The sequence below is a fragment of the Streptomyces sp. NPDC048612 genome (genome assembly GCF_043199295.1).
Lineage (GTDB): Bacteria > Actinomycetota > Actinomycetes > Streptomycetales > Streptomycetaceae > Streptomyces.
This window is the reverse complement of sequence record NZ_JBICVV010000005.1, coordinates 231,392-255,962: the sequence shown is the minus strand read 5'-3', so window position 1 is coordinate 255,962 and position 24,571 is coordinate 231,392. Positions and strand designations below refer to the sequence as shown.

Below are 24,571 nucleotides of genomic sequence, written 5' to 3'. Positions count from 1 at the left end.
GAGCACGTTGCGCCCGACTGCTGTGGTTTACCTAATTTGAGTGTTGTTGTGTCTCATTGTTTACAAGCTCGTGAACACGTGATCTGGTTTCGGCCGACGCCCGGCGAGGCGCTCCGGAGGCCGGGCGCGGGCCCCGGCCGCGGCCCGGCAGCACCCGCCGCCGTAGGTTTTCCGGTGTGTCAGGTACACCCCTGGATAGCATGCCGGCCATGCACAGTGACCTCTTCGCCTCGGAGAACATGGCCACCCCGGCCACCGCACCCGGCATGACGCAGCAGAACGCCAAATCGCTCAAGTACGCGCTGGACGGCGAGTGTTACGCCCGGCAGGGCTCGATGGTCGCGTACCGCGGTGACCTGCAGTTCGAGAAGCAGGGGCAGGGCATAGGCAACTTCCTCAAGCGCGCGGTCACCGGTGAGGGGCTGGCGCTGATGGCCGTACGGGGCCGCGGCGAGGTGTGGTTCGCGCACGAGGCCGCCAACTGCTTCATCATCGACTTCGCCGCCGGCGACACCCTCACCGTCAATGGCCGGAATGTGCTGTGTTTCGACCCGTCCCTTTCCTACGAGATCAAGGTTGTCAAGGGTGCCGGAATGGCCGGTGGCGGACTCTTCAACTCCGTCTTCAGCGGCCAGGGCAGGCTCGGCGTGATCTGTGAGGGCAACCCCCTCGTCATCCCGGTGTCCCCGCAGTCCCCGGTCTTCGTCGACACCGACGCCGTGGTCGGCTGGAGCAGCACGCTGCAGACCTCGCTGCAGCGTTCGCAGAGCCTCGGCTCGATGCTCCGCGGCGGCTCCGGTGAGGCCGTCCAACTCCGCCTGGACGGCGAGGGCTTCGTGATCGTACGGCCCAGCGAGCTGCGCCCGGAGGAGGAAGCCGGCAACTGATCCGGATCGGGGTCGGTGATCAGCAGCGGGGTGGTGATCCGGTCCGTCAGGGGCGCGACCGTGTAGGCGGAGACCTCCGTGAGCAGTTCGAAGGGGGAAGCGATGCCGTACGGCTTGGCCCGCCGGCACCACATGGCGCCCAGCGCCGGGGACTTCTCCAGCGCCTCGTTCATGACCCGGTCGAAGGTCTCCCGGTCGCCGGAGTCCCACAACGCCCGCAGCTCCGGGCCGAGATTGTGCCACCAGCTCTCCACGACGTCGACGACGCGGTCTCGGCGTCGCCGTCCGCGATGGCGGAAGCGGCGGTCAGCACCTCGCCGGCATCGGCGCCCTGCCGCCACGCCGACCCCAGGCGAGCAGGATCTCGTGGTTGAACTGCTCGTTCTCGCTGAACCGGTACGTCATGGCGACTCCGGGCACACCGTAGGGACGTCCGCCGGCCCCGGCTCGGGGCACGGGCCTGTGGTCCAGCGTAGGAGCCCCGCGCGGAGGCGCACGCCGGAGCCGGGCGGGTGTTCCGCGGCCCGCGGAGGCGGCTTCGCGCGGCGCGCCGCCGCCTGGCATGATCGCGCTCATGGCTGAACGCGTGATCGCCGCCTGTGACGGCGCCTCGAAAGGAAACCCCGGGCCCGCTGGCTGGGCCTGGGTCCTCGCCGACGGTGCGGGAACCGTCGTCCGGTGGGAGGCCGGGCCGCTGGGCACCGCGACGAACAACGTCGCGGAACTCACGGCACTGGAGCGTCTGCTGACAGCCACCGATCCGGCCGTCCCGATCGAGATCCGGATGGACTCCCAGTACGCGATGAAGGCCGTCACCACCTGGCTGCCCGGCTGGAAGCGCAAGGGCTGGAAGACGGCCGCGGGCAAGCCGGTCGCCAACCAGGAACTGGTCGCCGGTATCGACGCGCTGCTCACCGGCCGCTCCGTGGAGTTCCGGTACGTCCCCGCGCACCAGGTGGACGGCGACCCGCTCAACGACTTCGCCGACCGGGCGGCCAGCCAGGCCGCGCTCGCCCAGGAAGCCGCCGGCAGCGCGCTCGGCTCCCCGGAGCCGCCGCCCGCCCCCGACGCCGTACGGCCCGCCGGCACCCGCCGCGCCACCGGCCCGGCGGCGGCGAAGGCCTCCGCACCGCAGCGGCGCTCCCCGGGGAAGTCGGCCCGGACGCTGAAGGCCAAGTTCCCCGGCCGCTGCCGCTGCGGCCGCTCCTACACGGCGGGCGAACCCATCACCAAGAACCCGGACGGCTGGGGACACCCCGCCTGCCGCGCGGGGGCGGGGGACGGGACGGCCTAACCGCGCCCGCCCGAGAACGGCCCGTCCGCGCCGAAGGCCAGGGCGGCGAAGCGTTCGCCGATGCGGCGGTGGGTGGCGGCGTCCGGGTGGATCTGGTCGGGGAGCGGCAGTTCGGCGAAGTCGGCCTCGCCGTAGAGGGCGCGGCCGTCGAGATGGTGGAGGTTCGGGTCGTCGGCCGACCGCTGCTTCACCAGGCGGGTCAGTTCGTCGCGGATGACGTTGAGCGTCAGCTTCCCGGCGGCCCGTTCCGCGGGGTCGCCGGCGGCCGCGAACCGGAGCCTTCCCGCGCCGAGGTCGCTGAAGTCCGGGACGCTGGGGCCGGGGGTGTCCTCGTGGATGGGGCACAGGACGGGCGAGACGACCAGCAGCGGGGTGGTGGGGTGACCCTCGCGGATGGTGTCCAGGAAGCCGTGCACCGCCGGGGTGAAGGCGCGCAGCCGCATCAGGTCGGTGTTGACCAGATTGATGCCGATCTTGACGCTGATCAGGTCCGCCGGGGTGTCCCGCAGGGCGCGGGCGGTGAACGGGTCGAGCAGGGCGCTGCCGCCCAGGCCCAGGTTGGTCAGTTCCACCCCGCCGAGCGCGGCGGCCAGCGCGGGCCAGGTGGCGCTGGGGCTGGCGGCGTCGGAACCGTGGCTGATCGAACTGCCGTGGTGCAGCCACTTCTTGCGGCCCCCTTCCGGGAGCGGCTCGACGGGGGCATCGGTGCGCAGGGCGATCAGCTCGGTGATCTCGTTGTGCGGCAGCCAGATCTCGACGTCCTTGAGGTGGCCCGGGAGGCCGGTGAAACGGGCGGTGCCGGCCGGGCCGGGAAGGGTCTCCGCGGTCCCGTTGGTCATGTCCACCATCAGCACATTGCCGTCACTCACCCCGGCCTGCCCGGCGAGCCGCCCGTCGACGAACAGGTCGTAGACGCCGTCGGGGCGGGGCGGCGCGCCCCGGTAGGCGGTCTTGGTGCGCAGGGCGTCCAGTTCGACGGTGGTGGCCCGGGTGCGGAACACCAGCCGTACGCCGGAGGGCTGGGCCTCCGCCATGGCCAGCTGCCCGTCGGTGCACTGGGCACGGGCGCGGGCCGGCAGCCGGTGGGGCAGCACCCCGCGCTCGGTGCGCTCCAGGTCGAGCGCGCCGCGCAGCAGGTCCGCGGTAACGGGCGTGGTGGTCCAGTCAGTTGCCCGGGGCGTACCGGCGGAGCATGGGGCGGGGTCAGGCCGAGGGATCATGATCCCAGCCTGTCAACCGGATTCCTGATCCGCACATCATTTTCGGGCCCCTCGCCCGCGCCGTGCCGTCCCGTGTAGTGCGGGCCGGTAGCGTCCAGGACCATGCGGATTCTGGTACTGGGCGGGACGTTGTTCGTGGGCCGCGCCATCGTGGAGGACGCCCTGCGCACCGGCGCCGAGGTGACCCTGTTCGGCAGGGGGAGGACCGGGGCCGGGCTGTTCCCCGGGGTGCCGCGGCTCATCGGTGACCGGGAGACCGGTGACTACGGGGCGCTGCGCGACGGCAGGTGGGACGCGGTCGTGGATGTCAGCGGCTATGTGCCACGGCACGTCGGACAGGCGATGGACGCGCTGGGGGACCGTGCTGGACGGTACCTGTTCGTCTCCAGCCACGCGGTGTACCAGCAGATGGGGGTGGGACCGGGCTCGACCGAGGACACCCCGCGCCGCCCGCCCGTGCGGCACACCGAGGAACTCCGTGAGGACACCTACGGCCCGCTCAAGGTGGCCTGCGAGGACGATGTGGTGGCCCGGTACGGGGCACGGGCCACCCTCGTGCGGCCGGGACGGGTGGCCGGGCCGCACGATGCGCAGGGCGCCTTCACGTACTGGGTGCGCCGGGCCGCGCGCGGCGGGCGGGTGGCGCTGCCCGCCGACCCCGGTCAGCCGGTGCAGGTCATCGACTCGCGTGACCTGGCCCGTCTGGTGGTGCAGTTGCTCGTCGACGCGCGTCCCGGCGCGTTCCACGCGGTGGGGCCGGACGAGCCGACCACGCTCGGCGGGCTCATCGAGACCTGTGCGCGGGTGGCGGGCACGGAGGCCGAGATCGTTCCGGTGCCGCCCGAGGGGCGGCCGCCGGTGTTCCCGCTCGTGCGGACGGAGCGGACGGAGTGGCCGACACAGCAGCGCAGTCGGGCGCGCGCCCGCGCGGCGGGCCTGCCCGCGACCCCGCTGGAGGTGACCGCGGCCGACGTCCTGGCCTGGGACCGCGGGTGCGGCGAGCCGCCGCTGGAGGCCGGCTACTCCCCGGAGGAGGAGCGGGCGCTGCTCGCCCGGTACGACGGCGCGGTTCTCGACGGCTGACCGCACGGGCGCCCGGGGCGCCGGACCACGACCGGCCCGCTCAGCCGGTCTTGCCCGCCTTGGGCCCGGACACCGGCACGTCGAGCGGGCGGGCCAGACCCACCACCCCCTCGTCGAGGCGCTGGAGATGCCGCAGCACGCGGAAGGTGACGGTGCCCGACTGCAGCGCCCCCGAGCCGGCGGCTTCCAGCATCGCGGCGATGCTGAAACCGGAGTCGATCTCGCCCTCGGTGGTCTCCTCCAGCACCCGGGCGACGAGGAGATCGATGTTCTGGCCGATGCGCCGCCCGGCGCGGGCGAGGCGCGGGTCGGCCGCGATGGTCTTGCTGTACGGCACGAGTTCCGCCGTCGCCGCCAGGGAACGGGCGTGATAGGCGCTGGTCTCCAGGAGGGCCACCAGATAGCGGACGGTCCGGCGGCGGCCGCGCAGCGGGGTGATCGGGTGGGTCAACGGCTGGGTGGAGGAGCGCAGTTCGTCCAGCGCGGTGTCCAGATCACGCGCCAGGCCCAGCAGGTCGACGGCGGGCCCGCCACTGAGCTGCTCCATCGCGGCGGACACCACGTCCCGCAGCCGCTCCAGCACGGTGGTCAGCAGCTCGTCCGTACGGCGGTCGGTGTGCACCGGCAGGACCACCACGGCGCCGATGATGCCGCAGGCCGCGCCCAGTGCGGTCTCCTCGATGCGCAGCACCAGCACATCGAGGCTGTAGGTGTTGAGCAGGGTGTAGAGCAGCCCGAGCATCGCGGTGGTGAAGAAGGACATCAGCGCGTACGACAGCGGCGCGGTGAACCACATCCCGAAGATGCAGAGCAGCACCAGGGCGAACGCCGTCCAGGTGTGGTTGCCGACCAGCCCGGCCAGCGCCACACCGGCCACCACGCCGAGGACCGTGCCGACCAGCCGGCGGTAGCCCTTCACCAGGATCTCGCCCGTGGACGCGGTGTTGAGGAAGACCACCCAGCAGGTCAGCACCGCCCAGTACCAGCGCTGGCTGGACAGGAACTCGCCCCCGATGATGGCCAGCGTCGATCCCACCGCGACCTGGAACGCGGCGCGGGTGGTAGGCCGTTCGAGCCCGGTGCGGTCGTCCTCCGGGTCCTCGGACTCGTCGGCCCCGACGATCGAGAGGTCCTCGGCGTCGAACTCCTCACGCGAGCGTGTGGTGGCGGGGGAGTCGTCCGACTCGTCCTGCGGTCCGTCCAGCGCCAGCCGCAGACCCAGGACGGCACGCGCGGTCTCACCGAGCCCGCGGAAGACGTCCTGCACGGCGGCCGAGGCGCGCGGCAGATCGTCCTCCTCCCGGTAGCCGAGCAGCCGGTTGCGCACCAGGGCCAGCGCGGTGCCGCGGTCGTCCGGCGCGCGCCGTGCGACCAGCAGCAGCAGCGCGTTCAGGTCCCGGTGCAGGGCGGCGATCGCCTCGTCCTCGGTGCCGATCCGGTTCCCGGTGGCCGGCACGGGGGCGTCCGGCAGGTGCATGGTGATGGTGTCCGCGCGCTCGGCGCTGCGGGCGTTGAGGATCAGCATCCCGAGCCGTTCGGCGGCTATCTCGGCCTCCGCGACACGGCGTTGCACCAGCCCCGCCGTGGCCGCGTCCCGGGTGCCCTCCTCCAGGTGCCCCTGGACCATCAGTGCCGCTTCGTGCAGCCGGGCGGTGTGCCGCCGCAGGTCGTCCAGGACTTTGTCGAGTTCGTCGGGCCCGGCGTCCAGCAACTCCATCTGGGTCGCCAGCAGCTGGGCCAGCCGGGCCCGGAACGCCTCGCGCAGCCGCCGCAGGGTGCGGATGGGGGTCTCCGGCACGACGGCGAACCGTACGACCGCGCTGCATGCGAAGGCGACGCCCAGCGTCAGATACAGCTCGGGCAGGGTGGGGCCGCTGGCCTGCACGAACAGCGAGACGAAGTAGACCTGGAAGCCGATCAGTCCGAGCGCGGTGCCGCGGTCGCCGAACCGCCGGCAGTAGACGGCGGCGAAGATCAGCAGGACGAAGAACAGGTCGCCGGCGATGATCAGGGAGTGCAGCAGCGCCCCCAGCGACATCGCGGCGAGCGCGACGGGCAGGCCCAGCGCGAGGGTGAGCGCCTGGCCGCGCACCTCCTTCTCCTTGATCGCGAAGGTCGCCACCATGGCGGTCATGGCGCCCGCGACCATCAGCGTCACGCCGGTGTCCAGCAGCACCAGGACGACGAGGGTGAGCACGATGGCCCCGACCGTGCGCAGCCCCGCCATCAGCCGCAATAGCCCTGGGTCGGATGCCGCGAAGCGCTCCCACGCGCGCGTCCCAGTCCGCCGTATCGCTGCCAGCACGCCGCCGTACACCCCATTTTTTGCCATGATCCGGAGTGCTCCAGCATCGCACGCCTGCTCGGACCGGCTTCCGCCGCACCGGCCCGGCCCTCCCGCGCCCCTCCCCACTCCTCTCAACTCCGCGCATTCCACTTCTTCCAGGCATTTGCCGCCCACGCCTCATTCCTGGTGTTCCTGGTGTTAGTGAGGCGTTAGCCGTTCATCAGTGGCGGCTCCCAGGGTGGGGGGTGCGCAAACGAACGAGAGCGCGCCGGTCGGCCGCGAGGCCCGGATCGTCCGCATTCCGACCCCCTTCACGGGGTGCCGACGGAGCCGGGCGGGCGGCCGGTGGTGCGCGAGCGATGTTCTCCGGGTGCCGGAGAAGAGGGAGTTGATGACTGATGACGATGCGTGGTCTGCGTTCCGCCGCCACCGTTGCGGCCGCCGTCGCGCTGGTCGCGGGCGCGGGTGCCGGGATGGCCTCCGCGGCGGATGCCACCGGTTCCGCGGTGGCCGGCGCGTGCCGGCCGGGGACGCTGAAGGTCACGACCACCGACGCGGGTTCGAGTCAGGCCGGGATGAATCACCAGGGCACCTACCTGAAGGTGACCAACACCGGCGGCAGCACCTGCGCGATAAGCGGCTACCCGGGGCTGGCGCTGGAGGGCTCCGGACACACGGCGATCAAGACCACGGCGCAGCACGGTGACACCTACTTCGCCAAGGACCCGGGGAGCCACGGGATCACCCTGAAGCCGGGCAAGAGCGCCTACGCGGACCTGGTCTGGACGCACGCCGGGCCGTCGTCCGCGCAGGCCAAGTACCTCCAGGTCGCGCCGACGGGCAGCAACGCGCACAGCGTCGTGCCGTTCGACCAGGCGGTCGACGGCGGCAAGCTGGCGGTGACCGCCTGGGCGGCGACGCCCCCCGGCGCCTCCTGAGCGCTGCCGGAACACGCCGGGGGCCGACGCACCGTGCGTCGGCCCCCGGCCTCTTTCCGCCCCGCCGCCGCTCGTGCGGCCGGGTCAGCTCCGGGTGCCGGCCAGCAGGGCGCGGTACCACTCCACGGTGTCGTCAAGGGTCGCGTCCAGCGGGGTCGGGCGGACGCCGAAGGCCCGCTCGAAGGCCGTGGAGTCCACGATCTGCGGCTCGGTGTGCTGATAGAACATCTCCGCGTACTCGGCCATGAACTCCGCGTCGAACGGCCCGAAGGGGCGGGGTTCGGTGAGCACCGCCCGCTGCAGCGGGCGGCCCACTCGCGTCTCGATCATCCGGTGGATCTCGCGGGTGGTGACGGCGGGCGTGGTGGGCAGATGCCAGACCCGGCCGTCGCCCTCCGGGTGCGTGCCGAGCGTGGCGAGCCCGGCGGCCACGTCCCGGATGTCCGTGTAGCTGTGCGGCAGATCGATGTCGCCCATGGCGAGGACCTCACCACCGCTGAGCGCGGCCGGGAAGACCGCTCCGCCGAGCGTCGAGTTGAGCACTCCGGGCCCGACGAAGTCGGCCGACCGGCCGAGGACGACCCGGGCGCGTCCGTCACGGTGGGCGGCGAGATACCGCTCGTCCAGCTGCGCCCGCATCCGCCCCTTGCGGCTGGTCGCCCGCCACGGGGTGTCCTCCGTCATCACCGCGCCCTGCGTCGGGCCGTACGGATACAGCGTGTCCAGGACGACCAGCCGCGCACCGACGGCCTCGACGGCGCCCAGCACCGCGCACTGGACCCGGGGCATCACCTCGACCTGACGGTGATAGGCGACATTCACGCAGTGGTAGACGACCGCGGCGCCCGCGACGGCGGCCAGCGCCCCGTCGGCCGTGCTCACATCGGCGGCGAACGGCTGGACGCCCTCGGGGGTGGCCTCCGGTGCCGAGCGGCTGACCAGTCGTACGGCGTAGCCGCGGCGTGCGAGCTCACCGGCGAGCGTGGTGCCTGCGGGGCCGGCGCCCAGGACGACGTGCAGCGGGTGTGCGGCAGCGGACATGGTGATTCCTTCTCTCCGGGCCGACGGCCCTGCGTGTTTCGGTGCCTCGCTTCTGTTAGAGACCATAACTTCAGTGATGTGTGATCGCAAGAGAGCTGTTGGCTAGGATCGGCGATGATGCTTCACGCTTGCTTCAGACCGTCGCGAACGCAGGAGGAGACCATGGCCGCCGAGGCACGCAGCCCCCGGGCGCGCTACCGCGAACAGAACCGCGCGGAGATCAAGGCGGCCGCGCTCCAGCAGCTCGCCGAGGGCGGCATCCAGGCCGTCGCGCTCACCCGTATCGCCAAGGACATGGGGCTGTCAGGACCCGCCCTCTACCGCTACTTCGCCGGCCGGGACGACCTGCTGAGCGAGCTGATCCGGGACGCCTACGACGAGGTGGCGCAGGTCGTCGGGCAGGCCGGTGGCGCGCCCGCGGACGGTCCGCGCGCCGCCCTGCACGCCCTCGCCGACGCCTACCGGGACTGGGCCGTCGACCAGCCGCACCGCTATCTGCTGATCCAGGGCACCCCACTGCCCGGATACGCGGCGCCGCCCGACACCCTGCTGCGTGCCCGGGCCGTCCTGGGGCCGTTCCTGAAGGTGTTCGCCGCGGGGACGCCCGCCGAGGCGCTGCGGCCGCTCGCCGAGGAGATGGCCGCCTGGGTCCGCACGGAGGAGGCCGTCGCCGACTGGCTGGCGGAGCACACCGTGCTGGCTCCGCAGGACGCCGCCGCGGGGACCGCGCTGGCCGGCACGGTGCTGGCCTGGTCGCAGCTGCACGGCACGGTCGGCCTGGAAGTGTCCGGACAGTACGCCGGGATGGGGCACCGGGCGCGCACCCTGCTCACCGCGCAGATCGACACCCTGGCCGACTCCTTCCGGCTGTAGCCGCGGACCGGGACGGACACGGGCCCGGCGGGCAGGGCCACCGGGTCCCGTGCGCGCCGGCGCCCGGACCGGTCAGCGGCGGTGGATCAGCGCCGGGCCGCTCAGTATCCGGACGGGCGGACCAGCCCCGACTCGTAGGCGAAGACGGTGGCCTGGGTCCGGTCGCGGAGGCTCAGCTTGTTCAGAATCCGGCCCACATGGCTCTTCACGGTCTGTTCCGCCAGGAAGAGCCGCTCCGCGATCTCGCCGTTCGTCAGGCCCTGCGCGATCAGGGACAGCACCTCCGTCTCGCGCTCCGTCAGCGTGCCGACCCGGTCCTTGAGCGGGGCGCGCGGCGAGCTGGTGACCCGCGAGAACTCGGCGATCAGACGCTTGGTGACGTTCGGGGCGAGCAGGGCGTCACCGGCCGCCACCACCCGTACGGCCTGGGCGAGTTCGTCCGCCGAGGCGTCCTTCAGCAGGAAGCCGGAGGCGCCCGCGCGCAGCGCCTCGTACACGTACTCATCGAGGTCGAAGGTGGTCAGGACGAGTACCTTGACCTCGGCACCGGCCGGTTCGGTGAGGCGGCGGGTCGCCTCGATACCGCCGAGCCGGGGCATCCGGACGTCCATCAGGACGACGTCCGGGGCGAGCCGGCCGACCTGGGCGACGGCGTCGAGACCGTCGACGGCCTGGCCGACGACCTCGATGCCGGGCTCGGCGTTGAGCAGCACGGAGAACCCCTGACGGACCATCATTTGGTCGTCGGCGATCAGCACACGGATGGTTGTCATGGAACGGGCTCACCGGGATCGGCAGGCGTCGCGGCCTGGGCGGGCAGAATCGCGGTCACTTCGTAACCGCCGTCGGGGGTGGGGCCGGTGGCGAGTTCGCCGCCGAGCATGGTGGTCCGCTCGTGCATGCCCAGCAGGCCGTGGCCGGCACCCGGTGAGGGCGGGGCGGGCCGGTGCGGCGCGGAGTTGGCGACCCGGAGGGCGACCCCGCCAGCCCGGTACCCGATGGTCACCCGCACCTCCGCGCCGGGCGCGTGCCGGATCGCGTTGCTGAGCGCTTCCTGGACGATACGGAACGCCGACAGCTCGACTCCCGGGGACAGCGGGCGCGGCTCCCCGGTGACTTCGGTGCTGACCGTGAGCCCGGCGCCGCGCACCGTGCCGACCAGCTCGTCCAGCCGGCCGAGCGTGGGCTGCGGGGCGTGCCGCACACCGTCCGCCGCGGCGTCCTCCGAGCGCAGCACGCCCAGCACCCGCCGGAGTTCGGTCAGCGCCTCGACCGCGTTCCCCCGGATGCCCGCGAGGTTCTCCCTCAGCTCGTCGCTGGGGTCCTTGACCAGATGCGGGGCGACCTGCGCCTGGATCGAGATCACCGTCATGTGGTGGGCTACCACGTCGTGCAGCTCGCGGGCGATCCGGTTGCGCTCCTCCAGCAGGGTGCGCCGGGCCCGCTCCTCGGCGGTGAGCACCTCCAGCTCGACGAGTTGGACGCGCGCCACCCGGCGGGCGCGCAGTGCGGCGCCCACCACCACCGCCAACGTCAGGGTCACGGCGTCCTGGACGACCGTCACGTCCTGGGCGGAGGACGCCAGGACCGGGGCGGCCGCACCCGGCAGGGTGCTGTGGTCCGGCACCGGCGCCATGAAGGCCAGGGCGGACACCGCCACCAGGAGCGAGAACCCCAGCGCCTCGACCGCGACACGGGGCCGGACCCGCAGCGCGAGCAGGAACAGCACCAGGGCGTGCAGGGCGATGCCCGGGATGCTCCAGGACCACAGCGGGGCGTGGCTGACCTTGAGCGGACCGGCGTCCCTGGCCAGGAAGAGCGCGAGCGTCGAAATCCACCAGGCGGGCACCGGGCGGGACAGCGCGAGCACCACGGCGCCCGACTGGAGCGCCGCGAGCCCCAGGGCGGTCGTCAGCGCGGCCGGCCCGAGATCCCCCTCGTACTGCACCGCGTTGAGCCAGCCCATCAGCACCGCCATGAGCACCACATGGCCATGCGGCAGCCGGCCCAGCCAGCGGAACCGGGGCAGGGGGTCCCGCGCCACGGTCCACAGATCCTGGCGCAGGGTACGCGGAACCACCCGCACGGCCGCCCACAACCGCCGACCCACGCTTCTCCGGCCCCCCTGGCTCACATCGTGCATCCTAAACATGCCCCACCGTCCTGCTCCTGACGGGGCGCCCGGGCCGCAGCGCCTGGGTGCCGCCGCGTCGCCCCTGCTCATACGTGCGGAACGCGGCCCAGCACACCAGCAGCGCCAGCGCGAACACCGGCAGCCAGACCAGCCGGGCGAGGACCCAGCCGGCTCCGTCGGGAACGGTGTGCAGACCGGGCAGGAACCCGCCCGTGAGCAGCCCGATCGCGGTGACCGCCATCATCGCCGTCTGGTGCCACAGGAACAGCGTCATCGCCGAGAGGTTCATCAGCACCACCCCCGCCCGGACCGCGGGGCGGCGCAGCAGCCGCCGCAGCGGGCCGAGCAGCAGCAGCGCCGCCCCGGACTGGGCCAGACCGAAGGTGACGGCCGCGAGGGTGGGCGGGTTGAGGTTGGATATGGCGGCGCCGGGCACCCCGACCATGGCCGCCGGGTAGCCGGCCCACAGGACGAGTACGGCGGTGCTGACGGCGCCGCCGAGCAGCAGCCCCCATCCCGTCGCCCGGCTCCGCAGCCGGTCCCGGGCCCAGGCCGTACCCAGGCAGTACGGAACGAGCCAGCCGGCCGCGACATTGACCCAGCCGAGCCAGGCCGGACCGCCCAGGCCGAACCGGATCACATCGATGTGCAGGACGAGGGCGAGCGGCCACAGCGGATGCAGCCGGGCGACCAGTGGAGTCGCGGCCGTCAGCGCGGCGAAGACCAGCAGGAACCAGAGCGGGGACAGCGCCAGCCGGGCCAGCGTGCCGACGGTCTCCAGACCGGCCCCGGCGACCAGCAGCGCGCCCGCCACCAGACTCCAGACCGCGAGGACGGCCACCACCGGCCGGAACAGCCGGGCCGTGCGGGCGGCGAGCCACCGGCGGTAGGTTCCGCCCCGGGCTCGCGCGCCGGACCAGCTCTTCGCCGCCATCCGGCCGCCCACCAGGAAAAAGACCGCCAGGGTCTGGAAGAGCCAGGAGGCCGGGGTGAGTTGCGGCAGCAGGCCGAGGGGGCTGACGGCGCGCACCGTTCCGCTGTCGGCGACCAGTGCGGTCACCAGCCAGTGTCCGAGCATCACCCCGAGAATGGCGAGCGCGCGCAGCGCGTCGACACCCAGGTCCCGGTCGTCCGGCGTCTTGGCGGCGGTCCGCCGGATCAGCTCACGCATCGTGACTCCCCTCGGAGGGCGCCCGCCCGGAGACGATCCGGGCGAGATTGCGCAGGGACACCGAACCCGGCGCGAGATAGTCGCTGTGGCCTCCGGGACCCGCCGGGAAGACCTTGGCGCCGAACGCGGGCGTGACCGGATCGGCACCCAACCCCAGGGTTCCGAAGGGGAGTTCCATCTGCCCGTGCGGCACGTCGGCGATCCAGTCGTCGTCGCCCCGGCCGGCCCACACGGTCGCAGGGGTGTGCAGCGCGGCGACGTTGTCGGCGCCCGCGCCGGGGCTGCCGAACAGGACGAGGTCCGCGACGTCCAGCCCCGGTGCGGCCCGGCCGCAGACCACGGCCGCGTAGGAATGGCAGAGCACGGAGACCCGGGCGCCGGGACGGAGCCTCGCCAGGTCACCGGCGAAGGCGCGGAGTCCGGGAGCGGCCTGTGCCGCGCGCCCGGGGGTGAGCACATCCGGGCTCACCGTGCCCGGCGTCCGGTACCCGAGCCAGGCGATGACGGCGGAGCGGCCGCCCAGCTCCCGCTGGAGCGCCACGGCGCCGTCCCGGAGACGCTTGTACCGGTCGAGGTTGGTGTCCGAGCCCGGCACCAGCACGGCGATCCGCTCGGCGCGCGCCAGGTCGCCGTAGACCTCGGTGGTGCGGCCGCCGTCACGGCCGTCGAAGAACAGGAACTGCCGTTCCGGGGCGGCCATTGCGCGCAGTGCCGCGGCGCGGGCGCGGTCGCCGTGCGCCTCGGCCATCCGCTCCGCCGCGCGGATGCCCTCGCGGTGGGCGGCGTACCGCTCGGCGAGCGCGCCGGGCCCGGCGTCCCGCAGCGGGGCGAGGACCCTCGGGGCGGGGGCCGGGACGGCCGCGGGACGGGCCGCACCCGACACGGGCACCACCACGGAGGTGACGACGAGAGCGGCGAGCAGAGTGCGCAGCGGACGGCTGCCGCGCGGGCGGGACGCCATAGGGGATGGTCCTTCCGTACGGAAGCCGGTCGTGCTTCCGGTAGTGAAGGTAGGGAGCGGGGTACTTGGTCGACGTCCCGCCGGGGAGCGTACTTCCGGGCTGGCTCTCAGGTATCAGGGGTAGGGGAGGGAGCAGCGCACGGCAGTGCCTGCCTGTTGCCATGTCAGGCCGCTTCCACCGGAGGGGCGTTGCGGGTCACTCGACGCGTCACGCGGCTCCGGGGACCGATGAGGAGAACGCCTTCTCACCATCTGAGAGCGCCCTGTGTTCCTAGATCATGTGTGCTTATGATCAGGGCCCGCTCACCAGCGGATACGCGGCACACAAACCGAGGGTCCGGCCCATTGGTTTCGCGTGCCCGAGGCAGAGCGCCGACCCTGTGCGCACTTCCGGCTTTCCGCGTGGCATATCCCGCCGGCGCGGAATGGTTCGCGGCCTCCCTCCCCACTCCGGGAGGGACGGCCGTACGCGGGAAAGCCACCGGTGATGGCCGTCGTCGGCCGGATTCCCCGAGGACTTCTCCCGCCGGTTTGCGACATTGACCCGCTGGCAGCGGTGCCGGTCGAGAAACCCGCCGCCTGTTCCGGCGGTTCCGGCGGCCGTGACCGCTCCAACACCCCCACTCTGCCGCGCTGTTCGGCTTTACTGCTCGCTACCGTGATCCCGTGCCGGTGTGCCTGCCCACGGTCATGAAGGTCGAGTGGAGGAGTACCACACCCGATGTCCCTTACTACTCAGCCGCCGCTGACCGGTCAGCGGCCGACCCCGCCGGTGCCGCCCCGGACGGCGTCCAACGGCCCGGTGACCCTGAGCATTTCCGCGCAGGAGCTGTCCGGCTGCCGCTTTCTGATCTCGCCGCTGCTGGAGGTGCTGGCGGCCGGCGAGGCCCTGTGCGGGCAGTATCCGGACCTGCTCGGCTGGCGCCGTCGCGTCCTGAAGTGCGCCGCCCGGCACGCGGTCACCTTCTCCCGGGCCGCGGTGCAGCACGGGACGCGGATGGTCGCAGGGCAGTTGCTCCGCCGGCAGGACGGGGCGACCAGCCGTCAGGAGGCCGACTTCTCGGCGCTCGGGCCGCTGGAGGAGGCCGCGCGCGCCTTCTTCCAGGAGTGCCTCGCCGGTGACTGGCCCCGGATCAGGACCGCCCTGGAGTCCGATGTCGCCCTGCGCGCCCACGACCTGGCGGCCTGTGGTGCCCGGCAGGTCGTACGCACCCTGCCCGGCCTCACCCTGCGCGACGTACGCGGTGAGCCGGGCGGCGTCGAGCGCGGGCTGATCCTGGTGCCCTCGGTTTTCCAGCGGACGAGGGTGCTGCTCACGAACGAATTAGGTTCCGTGGTGACCTACCCCGCATCCGGGCACCGCCGGCTGTGGGACGACAACGAGGCGGTGGCCGCCACCCGGCTCGGCGCGCTGCTCGGCCGCGGGCGCGCGGCGGCACTCCTCAACATCGGAGCCGGCTGCGGAACCACCGAACTCGCGGACCGGCTGGGTGTCAGCGCGGGAACCGCCTCGGTGCATGTGACCGCGCTGCGCAACGGTGGCCTGGTGGCGACCCATCGCGTGGGCAAAGCGGTCAAACACGTGCTGACCGCTGTCGGTTCGGCGCTCATCCTCGCGCAATTCACCGCAGAGCCGAACGCCGCCTCTCCGTCATTCTGACGGCTGGGTAAGAAGTGCGCGTCGCTGCGTCCGGCCGGGCCGCAGCGACGCGCACTTCTTCATTGGGTAAAGAAAAAGTCATTTCCGGAACCGGAGGTGTCCGGCCGGCGTCACGGGCGTCAACTTTCGCGGTGGCCAGGCGAGCAGACGACCAGGTGATCCGGCGGGCAACGAGGCGGCTGGCGGAAGATTTTGACTCTGTCTCAAATACATGGACAGTGCGAAATCCGGGGAGTTGACTGCGGTTCGAAGCACAGAACTCGTAATCCGGCTGTGCGTCGAAGGAAAAGAGCTGACTCCGCCATCGGTTGGGATTTCCCACAAGGAGCGTAATGACTGTTGAAGCTGCCATCGGGACCAGCTGGACCATCAGTCCAGAGTTCGTGTTCACGGATGCGGAGCGCGAAGCGCTGGAGGATTCGCTCGACACCGTCACCGCGAATCCCTATCGCCTCTACCACGCCCACCGCTTCCAGGTGAGCCAACTGATAGCCGGTGGTGCGGTACCGGAGCGATTCCGGGCCTATGTCGATGCGCTGGCGACCCGCGACCGTGCCACCGAACCCGTGGTGGTACTGAAGAACGTCCCCTACGACCGCGATGTCCCGGTGTTCGACTTCGACCAGCCGGTGCGCTCCAAGTACGAGTTGAAGAAGACGTTCGTCGCGGAGGGATTCCTCGCGCTGTTCGCCCAGCTGGCGAACACCCCGGCCATCGGGTACGTCAACGTCAATGACGGCGACGTCTTCCAGGACATCTACCCGCAGCGGCATCTGCAGGGCAGCCAGTCACAGAAGGCGCTCCGGCAGATTCACTTCCACAAGGACCTCGCGAACCACTTCGTACGGCCCGACCAGGTCTACATGGTCGGTATGCGCAGCAATCCCGTGAACGAGGTCTACACCTCGTTCGTCCGGAACATCGACGTCATCTCCGCCTTCACCGAGGAGGAACTGGAGCTGCTGCGCTCCCACGAGTTCTACACCCCCTTCGACGACCTGAGCACCATGGGCGGCGGCCGGGTCGAGCTCGGTGACGCGGACAAGCACCCGATCATCGGTGGCCGGGGCCCCGAGGACCTGCGGTTCTTCGAGAACCGGACGGTGGGCGTCACCGAGGCCGCCAAGGCCGTCGTGCCCAAGGTCGCCGCCACCCTGCACGCCCTCAAGCAGCGGGTCTTCATCGAGCCCGGCGATTTCGTGATCACGTACAACAACCACACGATCCACGCCAAGGAGGTCGTCAAGGTCGGTGATCCCGAGGCGCTGCAGAGCCGCTGGATCATCAAGACGGTGAATGTGGACGACATGGCGCCGCACCAGGAGCATCTGGTCCCCGGCACCGACTACCTCATCAACGGCTGACCGGCGGACCGCCGTCGCCGCGCGCGGGATTTTCGTATCCTGCGCGGGTGAGGACTCCCGCGATACGGCCCGCCACACCGCTCAGCACCGCTGCCTGGAACCGTCGTCCGGGTGCGCTGAAAGCCGGTGACCCGGCGCGTCTCTGGCTGACGCACACGGGTGATCTGCTGTCCGCGGCCGAGGAATCGGCCGCCTCGGCGCTGAGTCCGGAAGAGCGGGCCCGTGCGGAGGCATTCCGGCGTGCGGAGGACCGGAACACCTATCTGGTCACCCATGTCGCGCTGCGGATGCTGCTCGGCGGGTTCCTCGGGGCCGAGCCGTCGCGGGTGCCGCTGGAAAGGGACCCCTGCCCCTTGTGCGGTGGCCCGCACGGCCGTCCGGTCGTGCGCGGAAACCCGGTGCACTTCTCCCTCTCCCACACCGGCCATCTCGGCCTGATCGCACTCGCGGCGGTTCCGGTCGGCGCCGACATCGAGGCCGTGCCCGGCCCCGGGTCCGTGCTCGATGTCGCCACCGCCCTGCACCCCGACGAGACCGCGGAGTTGACGGCCTGCCGGGAGGGAGAGCGGGGTGCCGCGTTCGCGCGGGTCTGGGTCCGGAAGGAGGCGTACCTCAAGGGTCTGGGGACCGGCCTCGGCCGTGATCCGTCTCTGGACTACCTGGGGACGGCGGCCCGCGGAGCCGTACAGCCGGACGGCTGGGAGATCGGTGATGTCGAGGTGGGGGAGGGGTACCGGGCGGCCGTGGCCGTCCGTGTCCCGGAGTAGCGGAGCGGCGTGCTTTTCCGGCGCGGTATTGATGCGATACCGCGCCGGTCAATCCCCTTTGCCACAAGGCCGGATGTACGGTCGGTGGCCGGGTCCCGACGTCCTGTGATCCCAGCCACCTGTGATTGATCTTCCTCGCGGCCGACTGCTAGTTTGGGGCCGACAAGCTCAACATTGCTTGCGCGTCGGGGGCACACCAGGTCATCACCGGGAAAGCGACCCCGCACCCTTTCTTTGTCGTGGCACAGCACAACGACAATCCCCCTCTCAGTCGCCCGGCAGCCGCATCAATTCGTCGACGGCACCGCATTCCTGGTCAACGGTTAGCAACCGGCCTCAAGAGAAGATCGAGAACCGAATGTCGCTGGCAGCAAGTCGGCCGAAACCGCTCTCGCGCACCCATAGTGTCGTGGCCACCGCGTACCTGAGCTTGTTCATGGTCTCCGCGGACAATTCCATCATCAACACCGCGGTACCCAGAATCTCGGCGTCCCTCGGGGCCGGTACACCGGCCGTGCAGTTCGCCATCGACGCGTACATGCTGGTGTTCGCCTCGTCGCTGATCATCGCGGGCGGTTTCGTCGACCGTATGGGGGCGCGCCGTTCGTACGCCGTGGGCGTCACCGCGTTCACGGCCGCCTCGCTGCTGGGTGCCTTCGCGCCCTCGGTGCCGGCGCTGGTGCTGTCCCGCGCGGGCATGGGCATCGGCGCGGCGTTCATCGTGCCGAGCATCTTCGGCCTGTTCGCCACGGAACTGTCCGACAGCGGACGGCGTCGCGTACTGGCCCTGTGGCCGGCCGTCGTCGGCCTGGGCGTGGCCGTCGGCCCGGTGCTGGGCGGGCTGCTGCTGACGCGGTTCTGGTACGGATCGATCTTCCTGATCAACGTGCCGGTCGGGGTGATCGCCCTGACCGGCGCCGCCACCCTCATCCGGCGCCGGGAACCGGTACCCACCGCGGCGCGCCCCGACCTCGTCGGCGCGCTGTTGCTGCTGACCGGTGTCGGGGTGTTCGCCTCGGCGATCATCTTCGCGGCCGACGACCGGCTGCCCGGCTGGCTGCGGGGCGGCCTCGGCGCCGTCGGCCTGCTGGCGCTCATCGGGTACACCGTCCATGAACGGCGCACCGACCGGCCGCTGTTCGACCTCGGCTACTTCCGGGTGCGGACCTTCACCGGGGCCGTCGTGGCCATGTCCGGGCTGTTCTTCGCTCTGTTCGGCACGGTGTTCCTGGCCGGCCAGTTCACCCAGTACGGCCTGGGCTGGAGCCCCTTGCAGGCCGGTGCCGGCCTGCTGCCGCTCGCCGTGGGCCTGACCGCCGCCTCCTTGACATGTGCCGCGATCACCGCACGCATCGGCCCTAAGGCCGCCGTCGCAGTCGGCCTCGGCCTGGGCGCCGTCGGCTGTGCGCTCTGCGCCGTGGCCGCCATGGATCTGCGCTATCCGCTGCTCGCGGCGGGCCTGTTGTGCTGCGGGCTCGGCATGGGGCTGTCCGTCGGACCCGCACTGACGCTGATCGTCAGCAGCCTGCGGCCGGACGACGCGGGCGTCGGGTCCTCCGTCAACGCCATGTTCCAGCAGATCTGCGGCGCCGGCGGTGTCGCGGTCATGGGCCTGGTGTTCTCGGCGGGCTACGGGTCCCGGATCGCCTCGGTGCCCGGCCTGCCGGACGCGGCCCGGTCGGTCAGCGCGGGCCATGACCTGCTCGTCCACGGGTCAGGGCGGGCCGCGGCCTGGTTCGCCGACGGCGTCAGCTCCGGCCTGTTCGCCGCCTGGACCACCGGCGCGGTGGTGGCGGCGCTCGCCACGTTCACCGTCCTGGCGGTCCTGCCCGCCCCCACCCCGAGTACCTCCGTGACGTCCCGTCCGCGAAAGGTGAACGCCTGATGACTTCGGAAACCGGCGGCATGCTGTGCGCCGCGATCGCCGCGCATGCGAGCGACCGTCCCGAGAAGACCGCGCTGTCCCGTGGCGACCACCGCCTGACCTACCGTGAACTCGCCGCTGCTGTGGACACGTTGGCCGCCCGGCTGGGTGAACTCGGTGTCGCGGCCGAGGACGTGGTGGTCATCGACCTGCCGGTCGGCTTCGACACCGTCGTCGCGATGGCCGCGGTCAGCCGGGCCGGCGCCGCCTTCACCCTGCTGGAGCCGGATCTGCCGGACCCCCGCAAGCAGCTGATCATCGACGACTGCCGCCCGGCCGCGCTGATCACGGAGGCGGGACCGGCACGTGGCCCGCAGCCGGGACCGCCGCTGGACGAACGGCTGGTCCGCCGCACCTCACCGGCCGCGTACGTCGGCTACACCTCGGGCTCGACCGGGGTTCCCAAGGGTGCCGTCATCGAGCGCGCCGCCCTGGAGAACCACGTCCGGCGCACCATCGACTGGTACGGCCTGACCTCGGACGACACCCGGCTGCTCTTCTCCTCCATCGCCTTCGACCTCGCGCTGGAGCAGATCTGCACCACGCTGGCCGTCGGCGGCGAACTCGTCTTCCGGGACGAGGCGTTCGTGTACGGCGGAGCCGAGGACTTCCTCCACCACTGCCACCGGCTCGGCATCACCGTGCTGAGCCTGCCGACCGGCGTGTTCAACCGCTTCGGCGCCGAACTGGCCGGATCGGCCGGGCACATCGCCCCCGGCCTGCGGCTGGTGATGGCCGGCGGTGAAGCGCCGACCCAGGGCGCGGTGACCTCCTGGGCGAACGTCGCGCCGGGCGGCACCCGGGTGGTGAACGGCTACGGCCCGACCGAGACCGCCGTCGTCGTCTGCTACCGGGACCTGCTGCCCGGCGAGCCCGTCGCGATCGGCGCCCCGATCGACGGTGTCCGGTTCCGGCTGGCGCCGCTCGGCGACGGGGCGGACGCGTCCGAACTCGTCATCCAGGGCGTCGCGGTCGGCCGTGGCTACCTGGGGCGGGCGGCCTCGTCCGCGGCGTTCTGTGTGCGCGACGGCGAGTGGTCCTACCGCACCGGCGACGTGGCCACCGCACGGCCCGACGGCGGCTACGACCTGCACGGCCGCTTCGACGCCCAGGTCAAGGTGCACGGCGGCTTCCGGGTGGAACTCGGCGAGATCGTCTCCCGGCTGCTGGCCGCGGACATCGTCCTCGACGCCGTGGTCGTGCCGTTCGACGGCGCCGGCAGCCGGCTGCTGGCCGCGTTCGTCCGGCTCGACCCCGGGATCGCACCGCCCGAGGACCCCGAAGCGGCGCTCGTGCGGCAGCTCGCGTCCGCGCTGCCCGACTACATGGTGCCCTCGCAGGTCACCGTGGTGGACGAGTTCCCGCTGACCTCCCGCGGCAAGGTCGACCAGGCGGCGCTGGCCGAGCGCGCGCAGAACCGGCCGGGCGGGGACACCGGGGAGGAGGACGGGGCCACGGACGTCACGGCGCAACTGCGGCTGGCCTGGCGGCAGGTGCTGGGCAGCCCGCCCCAGGACGGCACGACGAGCTTCTTCGCGGTGGGCGGCAACTCGGTCCGGGCGATCGAGCTGATCACCCAGGTGCGCAAGCGGCTGGACGTGCAGCTGCGCGCCGCCGAGCTGTACCGGACACCCGGGTTCGACGCACTGGCACGGCTGCTGTCCGACCGCCGGGAGGGCATTCCGACCGCGCACCACACCACCGGCACCACCCTCGTCCGGATGCGCCCGGCCGGCACGGACCGACTGTGGGTCTTCCTTCCGCCGCTGTCCGGCGCGGTCACCCGCTACGCGTCGATGTCCCGGATGCTGCCCGCCGACGACACCGTGTGGGCCATGGAGACCCCGCCCGAACTCTCCGGCAAGGGCATGGCGGCGCTCGCCGACGGGCTCGCCGACGTCCTGCTCGCCCACGACGTCGACCGGTACGGCACCATCTGCGTGTCCGGGTTCTCGCTGGGCGGTGTCTTCGGCTACGAGGTCGCCCGCCGGCTGTACGACCGCTGTGGTGACAAGGTGCGGGCCCTGCTCATCGACCCGCCGGACCCCGGCGCCCACCGCGTGCGGCTGGCCGACGCCTTCGACATCTTCGTCCGCGTCGGCTGGTCGATCCCGGTCCCCGCGGAGCGGTTCGTCGACGCGGACGGCGGGTTCGACCTGGCCGCGGTCACCGCGGCGGCCAAGGACGCGGGGACCCTGGCACGGGACGCCGGCCGGCAGGAGATCGAGGACGCCTGGTCCGTCTACGCCTCGAACGCGCGAGTGCTCGACGACTTCGTGCTGAGCCCGCCCGACGGCCTGCCGGTGCGCATCCTGCAGGGCGACACCGGGGGCGAGATCGACTACGCCCGCCGCGGACCGACCGCCGTCGACGCCGGCGTCGACCAGCCGTGGACGGCCGGGGCCGCTCTCGGCCAGTGGCGGGACATCCTGCCGGACGACGCCGTGGACCGGCTGCCGGTCGACCACTTCGCGCTGCTCGAAGCGCCCAACGACGTGCTGGTCCGGGACTGGCTCGACGCCCGCGCGCAGCGCTGACCCCGGCCGGCGGCACCGGCGCCCGACCTCGCGGACGGGCGCCGGCCGTCCGGCACGCCGCCGGACCGCCCAAGGCACCGGCGGCGCGCGCCGCGGCCCTACGGTGTCGCCATGGTGCGTGCCGACCGGCCCCGGGCCGACCGACCGGACGAGCCTGCGGCACCGGGCCGGTCCTTGGCCCCGCTTCTCGCGGTCTGTGCGGGCTACTTCATGGTCATCCTCGATGTGACCGTGATCAACGTCGCCGTCCCGGTGGTGGGACGGGAGCTGTCCGCCTCGCTCACCGGAATCCAGTGGATCACCGACGGCTACACCCTGGTCTTCGCCGGACTGCTGCTCACCGGCGGCGCGCTGGGCGACCGGCTGGGCAACCGCCGGATCTTCTGTACCGGGGTCGTGGTGTTCACCCTCGCCTCGGGCGCCTGCGGACTGGCTCCGGACACCGGGACCCTGATCGCCGCCCGGCTGCTGGAAGGGCTCGGCGCGGCGCTGATCGTGCCCGGCTCCCTGGCCCTGCTCCAGCAGGCCTACCCCGCCCCCGCCGAGCGCTCCCGGGCGTTCGGCCTGTGGGGCTCCATGGCCGGTATCGCGGCCTCCGCCGGCCCCCTCCTCGGCGGCCTGCTGGTCACCACCGTGGGCTGGCGCTGGGTGTTCTTCGTCAACCTGCCCGTCGGCTGCGCCTGCCTGCTGCTGACGCTGCGTCAGGTGCCTGCTTCGGCCCGGCGCGCCGACCGGCCCGTGGACTGGCCGGCCCAGTGTGCGCTGATCGCGACGGTCGCGGTGCTGATCACCGTCCTCAACGAGGCCGGACGACGGGGCTGGACGGACCCGCTGATCCTCACCGGAGCGGGCCTGTGTCTGCTGACCGCCGCCGGGTTCGTGCTGCGTGAGCGCCTGGCCCGCACCCCGGTGCTGCCGTTGCGGCTGCTGGGCTCCCGTGCGATGGGCGGCGCGGCGGCCATCGGCCTGCTGTTCAACTTCGCCTTCTACGGCATGATCTTCACGGCCAGTCTGTACTTCCAGCACCACCGCGGCCTGACCGCGCTGCGCACCGGGCTCGCCCTGTTCCCGGCGGTGGCCATGACCATGTTCGCCTCCGTGCTGTCCGGGCGGCTGGCCCGCCGTACCGGACACCGCCCGCTCGTGGTCACCGGCATGCTCCTGGGGGCGGCGGGCCTGGCGGGCTGGGCCGCCGCCGGGCCGGACCCGGACTACCTCCTGCTGGTGGGGCCGATGATGGCGGCGGGCTTCGGTACGTCCTTCGCGCTCACCGGATCGACCGCCACGGTGATGTCCGCCGCCCCGGACGCGTACTCCGGCACCGCCTCCGCGCTGTTCAACACCACCCGCCAGATCGGCAGCGCCGCGGGCGTCGCCCTGGGCGGCTCCCTGCTGGCCGCCGCGGAGAGCTTCCCGGCCGGGCTGCGGACCGCCATGGCCATCGGCGCGGGCGCGTACCTGACGGCGGCGGTCCTCGCGTGTCTGTGCATCACGCCGAAGGAGCCCGGCCGGTCCGCCGGCTGAAGCGTGGCGGTCCACGGCGTGCGGCAACGGTGGTGACTTGTCGTGGTATGTACCCAGGACCGGCCGGTCGCGCGGCGGGCGATGAGTTCTCGCCGGCCCGGGAGTCACCCCTGGTACCGGCAGACTCCGCATCCGAAGGGCAGCACCATGAGCACACTGATCGTCACCGCGTTCGTCACCCTGGACGGCGTCATGCAGGCCCCCGGCGGGCCGGACGAGGACGTCGAAGCGGGCTTCGAGCACGGCGGCTGGCAGGTCCCGTACGTCGACGACGACTTCCTGGGCCTGATGACCGGGGTCTTCGAGCGGACCGCCGACCATCTCCTGCTCGGCCGGAAGACCTACGACATCTTCGCCAACTACTGGCCCCGCGTCACCGACGAGAACAACGCGATCGCCGTCAAGCTCAACACCATGCCCAAGTACGTCGCCTCGCGCACCCTCAGCAGCCTGGAGTGGCACAACTCCCATCTGCTGGAGGGGGACGCCGGGGAGGCCGTCGCACGGCTCAAGAAGCAGCTCGACGGCGTGCTCATGACCCAGGGCAGCAGTGACCTCATCGGCACCCTCCAGCGGCACGACCTCGTCGACGAGTACCGGCTGCTGATCAACCCGGTGATCCTGGGCACCGGCAAGCGGCTCTTCGCCGAGGGCGCCGCCCCCACCGCCTGGAAGCTCACGGAGTCCCGCACCACCGGAACGGGCGTCCAGTACTGCGTCTACACCCGCGCGGGCAAGCCCGAGTACGGCACCTTCGAGCTCGACGAGGAGGGGTGAGGAGACCCCGGATACGGCCTCGCGCCGGCCGCGCGGCATGACCGGCCCCGGCTGCCGCCGTTGGTGTCAGAGGGGGGCGGCGCCTTGCGTGGTGTGTGGAGTGCGCGGGCGGGGGAGGGCAGGGTCGGC

General features: G+C 72.2%; 19 protein-coding genes. 12 read left to right on the top strand and 7 right to left on the bottom strand.

The window, feature by feature from the left end:
* Window positions 1-209: 209 nt before the first annotated feature.
* The gene (locus ACGFN2_RS11310) at window positions 210-887 is read left to right on the top strand and encodes an AIM24 family protein (RefSeq protein ID WP_393359333.1); all 678 of its coding nucleotides are present in this window, start codon (window positions 210-212) and stop codon (window positions 885-887) included.
* Window positions 888-1,449: 562 nt separating this feature from the next.
* The gene (locus tag ACGFN2_RS11305; RefSeq protein ID WP_362609012.1) at window positions 1,450-2,181 is read left to right on the top strand and encodes an RNase H family protein; all 732 of its coding nucleotides are present in this window, start codon (window positions 1,450-1,452) and stop codon (window positions 2,179-2,181) included.
* Here the strand turns inward: ACGFN2_RS11305 and ACGFN2_RS11300 are convergent.
* Window positions 2,178-3,401, bottom strand: coding sequence for a GDSL-type esterase/lipase family protein (locus ACGFN2_RS11300; RefSeq protein ID WP_393359331.1), 1,224 nt, complete (start codon window positions 3,399-3,401; stop codon window positions 2,178-2,180). The genes ACGFN2_RS11305 and ACGFN2_RS11300 overlap by 4 nt on opposite strands.
* 102 nt (window positions 3,402-3,503) lie before the next feature.
* Here ACGFN2_RS11300 and ACGFN2_RS11295 point away from each other — a divergent pair, with 102 nt between their 5' ends.
* Complete coding sequence (locus tag ACGFN2_RS11295) at window positions 3,504-4,484, top strand: NAD-dependent epimerase/dehydratase family protein (protein ID WP_393359329.1); 981 nt, start codon at window positions 3,504-3,506, stop codon at window positions 4,482-4,484.
* Between the two features lie 40 nt (window positions 4,485-4,524).
* Here the strand turns inward: ACGFN2_RS11295 and ACGFN2_RS11290 are convergent, their stop codons facing one another.
* Window positions 4,525-6,711: an FUSC family protein gene (locus tag ACGFN2_RS11290; protein ID WP_393359327.1), complete on the bottom strand. Its 2,187-nt coding sequence runs from the start codon at window positions 6,709-6,711 to the stop codon at window positions 4,525-4,527.
* A 458-nt stretch (window positions 6,712-7,169) separates the two neighbouring features.
* On the opposite strand from ACGFN2_RS11290, the gene ACGFN2_RS11285 reads away from it, so the two are divergent.
* Complete coding sequence (locus ACGFN2_RS11285) at window positions 7,170-7,709, top strand: DUF4232 domain-containing protein (RefSeq protein WP_393359325.1); 540 nt, start codon at window positions 7,170-7,172, stop codon at window positions 7,707-7,709.
* 84 nt (window positions 7,710-7,793) lie between these two features.
* Here the strand turns inward: ACGFN2_RS11285 and ACGFN2_RS11280 are convergent, their stop codons facing one another.
* Window positions 7,794-8,750 (bottom strand): NAD-dependent epimerase/dehydratase family protein, encoded by a 957-nt coding sequence (locus tag ACGFN2_RS11280; RefSeq protein ID WP_393359323.1) that lies wholly within the window; start codon window positions 8,748-8,750, stop codon window positions 7,794-7,796.
* A 162-nt stretch (window positions 8,751-8,912) separates the two neighbouring features.
* Between ACGFN2_RS11280 and ACGFN2_RS11275 the strand changes: the two genes are divergently transcribed.
* Window positions 8,913-9,623, top strand: coding sequence for a TetR/AcrR family transcriptional regulator (locus tag ACGFN2_RS11275; RefSeq protein WP_393359321.1), 711 nt, complete (start codon window positions 8,913-8,915; stop codon window positions 9,621-9,623).
* A 101-nt stretch (window positions 9,624-9,724) separates the two neighbouring features.
* Here the strand turns inward: ACGFN2_RS11275 and ACGFN2_RS11270 are convergent, their stop codons facing one another.
* From ACGFN2_RS11270 to ACGFN2_RS11255, 4 genes are read right to left on the bottom strand one after another with little or no spacing between them, the layout of a single operon-like run.
* The gene (locus ACGFN2_RS11270) at window positions 9,725-10,396 is read right to left on the bottom strand and encodes a response regulator transcription factor (protein ID WP_362608998.1); all 672 of its coding nucleotides are present in this window, start codon (window positions 10,394-10,396) and stop codon (window positions 9,725-9,727) included.
* Entirely contained in the window at window positions 10,393-11,766 is a 1,374-nt protein-coding gene (locus ACGFN2_RS11265; protein ID WP_362609072.1) for a sensor histidine kinase, read from the bottom strand. The genes ACGFN2_RS11270 and ACGFN2_RS11265 overlap by 4 nt, the downstream gene beginning before the upstream one ends.
* Window position 11,767: 1 nt before the next feature.
* Window positions 11,768-12,928 carry an acyltransferase gene (locus ACGFN2_RS11260; RefSeq protein ID WP_393359318.1) on the bottom strand — a complete coding sequence of 387 codons (1,161 nt, stop codon included), beginning with the start codon at window positions 12,926-12,928 and terminating at the stop codon, window positions 11,768-11,770.
* A complete protein-coding gene (locus ACGFN2_RS11255; RefSeq protein WP_393359316.1) occupies window positions 12,921-13,889 on the bottom strand; it encodes an alpha/beta hydrolase in 969 nt (322 codons plus the stop codon). Before ACGFN2_RS11255 ends, ACGFN2_RS11260 begins: the two co-directional genes overlap by 8 nt.
* 721 nt (window positions 13,890-14,610) lie before the next feature.
* Between ACGFN2_RS11255 and ACGFN2_RS11250 the strand changes: the two genes are divergently transcribed.
* From ACGFN2_RS11250 to ACGFN2_RS11220, 7 genes are all read left to right on the top strand, one after another.
* Window positions 14,611-15,549, top strand: coding sequence for a hypothetical protein (locus ACGFN2_RS11250; protein ID WP_393359314.1), 939 nt, complete (start codon window positions 14,611-14,613; stop codon window positions 15,547-15,549).
* 332 nt (window positions 15,550-15,881) lie between these two features.
* Window positions 15,882-16,913, top strand: a complete 1,032-nt coding sequence (locus tag ACGFN2_RS11245; RefSeq protein WP_362607085.1) for a hypothetical protein — start codon at window positions 15,882-15,884, stop codon at window positions 16,911-16,913.
* Window positions 16,914-16,960: 47 nt separating this feature from the next.
* Window positions 16,961-17,680 carry a 4'-phosphopantetheinyl transferase family protein gene (locus ACGFN2_RS11240; RefSeq protein ID WP_393359312.1) on the top strand — a complete coding sequence of 240 codons (720 nt, stop codon included), beginning with the start codon at window positions 16,961-16,963 and terminating at the stop codon, window positions 17,678-17,680.
* A gap of 409 nt (window positions 17,681-18,089) precedes the next feature.
* Window positions 18,090-19,565, top strand: coding sequence for an MFS transporter (locus ACGFN2_RS11235; protein ID WP_362607089.1), 1,476 nt, complete (start codon window positions 18,090-18,092; stop codon window positions 19,563-19,565).
* On the top strand, window positions 19,565-22,141 hold the full coding sequence (locus tag ACGFN2_RS11230; RefSeq protein WP_393359310.1) for an AMP-binding protein: 2,577 nt from the start codon (window positions 19,565-19,567) through the stop codon (window positions 22,139-22,141). Before ACGFN2_RS11235 ends, ACGFN2_RS11230 begins: the two co-directional genes overlap by 1 nt.
* A 111-nt stretch (window positions 22,142-22,252) precedes the next feature.
* Window positions 22,253-23,665, top strand: coding sequence for an MFS transporter (locus tag ACGFN2_RS11225; RefSeq protein WP_362607092.1), 1,413 nt, complete (start codon window positions 22,253-22,255; stop codon window positions 23,663-23,665).
* Window positions 23,666-23,812: 147 nt separating this feature from the next.
* Window positions 23,813-24,442, top strand: a complete 630-nt coding sequence (locus ACGFN2_RS11220) for a dihydrofolate reductase family protein (protein ID WP_362607094.1) — start codon at window positions 23,813-23,815, stop codon at window positions 24,440-24,442.
* Window positions 24,443-24,571 lie beyond the last annotated feature (129 nt).